General features: G+C 48.1%; 1 protein-coding gene. It reads right to left on the reverse strand.

From position 1 onward, the window contains the following. Positions 1-266, reverse strand: a 266-nt coding sequence (locus AB2U10_RS19225) for a hypothetical protein (RefSeq protein WP_493820795.1), incomplete at its 3' end; no start/stop codon positions are given. Between the last annotated feature and the right edge of the window lie 27 nt (positions 267-293).

Genomic DNA, 293 nt, shown 5'->3' on the forward strand with positions numbered 1-293 from the left:
GCATTTGCTGCAACAGCACCTACGGCAGCACCAGCCACACCAGCGGCAACCATTGAACCAACACCTGGACCAGATCTCTGAGGTGCTGTAGCAGGTTGTTGAACTGGAGTCACTTGACGAGGTTGTTGATAAGACTGGCTTGAAGTAGTAGAACGTGCCATACCGTGGCTTTTACCACCACCTGCACGTTTAGCTTCAGCAAGCGGAGAAATTGCTAAAGCAGCCATTAAAATACCGGTAATCAAGCCACGCTGGTGTACTTCCATAGGAAATTCCTGTTTAAAGTTAATTTG

It is taken from the genome of Leadbetterella sp. DM7 (assembly GCF_040829825.2).
Lineage (GTDB): Bacteria > Bacteroidota > Bacteroidia > Cytophagales > Spirosomataceae > Leadbetterella.